At 56.2% G+C, this 3,736-nt stretch carries 4 protein-coding genes; 3 read left to right on the top strand and 1 reads right to left on the bottom strand.

The window, feature by feature from the left end:
- Nucleotides 1-81: 81 nt before the first annotated feature.
- A complete protein-coding gene (gene ltrA / locus IEN85_RS10225; RefSeq protein WP_191616192.1) occupies nt 82-1,341 on the bottom strand; it encodes a group II intron reverse transcriptase/maturase in 1,260 nt (419 codons plus the stop codon).
- Nucleotides 1,342-2,474: 1,133 nt separating this feature from the next.
- Between ltrA and IEN85_RS10220 the strand changes: the two genes are divergently transcribed.
- The 3 genes from IEN85_RS10220 to IEN85_RS10210 all read left to right on the top strand — a co-directional run.
- Complete coding sequence (locus IEN85_RS10220; protein WP_191616996.1) at nt 2,475-3,038, top strand: hypothetical protein; 564 nt, start codon at nt 2,475-2,477, stop codon at nt 3,036-3,038.
- Nucleotides 3,039-3,158: 120 nt separating this feature from the next.
- Nucleotides 3,159-3,407 carry a type II toxin-antitoxin system HicA family toxin gene (locus tag IEN85_RS10215; protein ID WP_191616995.1) on the top strand — a complete coding sequence of 83 codons (249 nt, stop codon included), beginning with the start codon at nt 3,159-3,161 and terminating at the stop codon, nt 3,405-3,407.
- Nucleotides 3,408-3,412: 5 nt separating this feature from the next.
- Nucleotides 3,413-3,736 (top strand): type II toxin-antitoxin system HicB family antitoxin (locus IEN85_RS10210; RefSeq protein WP_191616994.1); only part of this gene is annotated, 324 nt, incomplete at its 3' end.

Raw genomic sequence — 3,736 nt, 5'->3', positions numbered from 1 at the left:
AAATCGGGTAGCCACGGGCATTAACTCCCGCGGCCCCCACACCACCCGGCATGCGGATCCGCACCGGGCGGTTCCCACACGCTATCGGGACGTATCCGGATAGTGAACACGGGTCCAGAGTTCCACCAGGGACGGAACCCCTTGTCCCTTGAGATAGCCTTTCGACAGGGCTTGGCTCACCCCTGGAGTCTTGGACATCTTCCAATGCCCCAGCCGGGTCACCGCGGTCTTGACCGCGGTCCGCAGATCGACCCCGAGGGACACGAGCTGCCTGACCCGGTTCGAGTGCGTCTTCCATTGCTTCCAGTAGCAGCAGCGCACGCGGCGCCGGATCCAGTGGTCCAGGCGCCTGGCCTCCTTGAAGGTCCGGCTGACGCCGTAGTAGCCCATCCAGCCGCGAACGTACTGGGCGAGCTTGAGCAGGCGGCGTTCCATGGACACGCTCCAGCTGCGGCACGTGTACTCGCGTATCCGGCGCTTGAACACGCCAAGCGACTTCTCGCTCCACACGATCTTCCCGCCGGTTCCGAAGGCGAAGCCGAGGAACTCCAGTTCCCTCGCCTTCACGACGCGGCTCTTCCCCTCGTTCACCTTCAGCTTGAGCCTGCGCTCGAGGAACTTCCTCACGCTCGCCATCACCCGCTCGCCAGCCCGAGGGCTCTTGACGAGTACGACGAAGTCGTCCGCGTAGCGGGCGAAGCGATGGCCGCGCGATTCGAGCTCCTTGTCGAGCTCGTCCAGGACCACGTTGGCCAGCAGCGGCGAAAGCGGACCGCCCTGAGGCACGCCCCCCCTCGTCGCATGCAGGCGCCCGTCGACCTGGACTCCCGCCCGGAGGTACTTGCCCACCAAGCGCAGGACGCGCCTGTCGCGGACCTTCCTCCCAAGGCTCGACATCAATATATCATGATCGACGCGGTCGAAGAACTTGGACAGGTCCAAGTCCACCGCCACGCGCCGACCCGACTTTATGGTGTCGCCAACTTGCTCGACCGCATGGCGCGCCGAGCGATTGGGACGGAAGCCGAAGCTGCTTTCGCTGAAGCCCGGATCCAATATCGGCCCCAGAACCCTCACGATCGCCTGCTGTATCACCCGGTCCAATACGGTCGGGATCCCCAGCAGCCTCTTGCCCCCGTCGGGCTTGCCTATCTCCGCGCGCAACGTCGGCGCGGGCTCGTACGAGCCCTCCGCCAGCCGCTCGCGCAGCCTGGGCCAAGCTTCGCGGAAGAGGCCGGGGAAGTCCTCAACGGACACTCCGTCCACCCCCGCCGCGCCCTTGTTGGCCCTCACCCGCTTCCACGCCCCGGACACGTTCTCCGCGTCCAGGATCGCTTCCATCAGGTCGCGTTCCGAGTCCCGGCTGTCCGCTTCCCGCCGCCCTTGCGCTACCTCTGGCGAGGCATACCCGCAGGGCGAGAGTTCGGGCCGGAACCCGTCGTGTCGGTTCGGGCCTTCGCCCCATGCGAGTTTCGGACCCTTCGCTGGACGGGTCCCCCGTCGGCAGCTACTCCCGGCTCGCCTCATGGCGCTACTATGCCCTCTGCTGATTCCTCATGTCCGACTCCCGCATCGCTGCGGGAGCTGCGGAGATCCGATGGCAGGTTTAAGCCATCCCCGCGGGAGCATGAGGCCTCCCCGGATAAGGACGTCGACTTCCGCCGCGCAAACGCGCCATTTACCCTGCGCCCCGAACCTTCTCCGGGCTTCGCGTCGCTGGGCACGCTCGCCCGAGGCGCTGGGCCTTGTATGGCGTTCTTGTACATCGTCTCGCGGCTTTGCCTAGGGCTTCCTTCCCACGAAGCCTCGCGACTTCGCAGTTGCCTTCGGCTAGCGCTTTTTCTTAGTTTACTTTCGCTAATGATCATAACCTACAGGTTCCATGCGCAGTGGACTTTAACCACATCAGTCGACGCCCATGCCGGGCGTACCCAGGCAGCCCATACAACTCCGGTCATCGCTCCGCGATGACCTACGCGTATGGCTTTCACGTTCTGCATAAACAAATGTCAGATATCACGATAGCAGCATTCATCCTGTTCTTTGCCACACTTACCATTGAGAGTTGGTTCTCTTGGCGATTTCTGAGAAAACTGAAAAGAGAGCATCATGACTTATGGATACATACTGGATGTAGGACAGCATGGACTGATTCGGACCTCATCTCATGCCTTGGAACAGTAACCTACCTTTATAAAAGAAAATATAAAGAAAGAGGTATGAGTGAAGAGATCGATTTCTGCGAGACGCATAGACTTAGAGTCATTGCATCATGGGCATTAGCCTCGGTGAGTGCGGTCTTATTGTTCATTTGCATATTCACCTTTGGCATAAAACAATGAGGCAGAACAAGGCAGAGCTCACAATGTCGGCAAACGCCCGCCCCTTTCACAACGACCCCATGAAATCAACCTCAACAGACTTGGAACCTCAGTCGAAGCCGACATCGTGAGTCTTTGACGTTCGCTGAAAAGATGAAAAAAGCGATTTTCACAACCATCCTAACAATGGGTTTACTCTCAGGACTATTCAGCCAGAAGAAAGAAGAGCCAAAAGACGATTTTCCACCGGTTCCGAGGTGGGAGCCCGCTATCGCCATCCCACAGGATAGAATAATTGATCGTCTCAACTACTACGCCGATGGAAAAAAAGATTTCGTAGTCTTCAGAAACGGAACCTGTGTTCTGATTCAAGATGGATTAAACGATGAAGAAGCAAAAAGCGAAGCATTAGGGACACTGTCCAAGATCTTCAACTACCATCCAGACATGAATCCCTTGAACATGGATGACGGGAATATTTTGATCCAGTACAACCATCCCGCCTACAACGTAGTTCTCACGGATATTGCGGATCAAAACATGGAGAGAATTAAGGAAAGACATTTGGAAGCACTAACGAGGGACGAAGTCTTGATGACTCCACAAGGCCCCAACAAATTCGACGAGTTCGGAATGAAGGCACTCTGGGGTCGTTGCTACTTTTTTATGGATGCCAAGAACCCTGTAATTACTAAAATCGTAAGAAAAAAAACTTAGCGAACAAGTCGTGCCATACAACTCCGGCCAACGCTCCGCTTACGGCCTCCGCGTATGCACTCGACGTTGGGCAAAAATAGGAAACCTTGACATGGTGGCATATCTTGCCACCATTTTACCGTGAATCGCAAACAACGACTTACCCTAGAAAAAGTAAGGGAGCGTCCAGAACGATCAGACTTACCTTGGAAGGACATCGAGAACATGCTCTCAGCCTTGGGAGCAGAGATTTCCGAGGGAAGTGGATCTCGAGTTCGTGTCTACCTAAACGGCGTGAGAGCTGTGTTCCACCGCCCTCACCCGCAGAAGGAAACGGACAAGGGAGCAGTAAAGTCAGTCAGACGGTTTCTGGAAGCTGCAGGAGAGTAAAGATCATGGAATACAAAGGATATGTAGGAACAGTTCAATTCGACGAGGAAGCCGAGATCTTCCATGGAGAAGTCATAAACATGAGGGATGTAGTCACCTTTCAGGCCGACACTGTCGAGGGCCTGAAGAAGGAGTTCCAAGCTTCGATAGACGACTACCTCGACTTTTGCTCCGAACGTGGCGAAGAGCCAGACAAGCCGTTTTCCGGAAAGCTCACCCTAAGACTAGATCCTGACCTTCATAGGAGCATCTACATTCGATCAAAGAAGGAGAACAAGAGCTTGAACAACTGGATCATCGAAGCACTTGGAAGAGAAACGAGAGCCCAA

This window comes from Pelagicoccus enzymogenes (genome assembly GCF_014803405.1).
In the GTDB taxonomy this organism is placed as follows: Bacteria; Verrucomicrobiota; Verrucomicrobiia; order Opitutales; family Opitutaceae; genus Pelagicoccus; species Pelagicoccus enzymogenes.
This window is presented reverse-complemented; position numbering and strand designations above follow the sequence as displayed.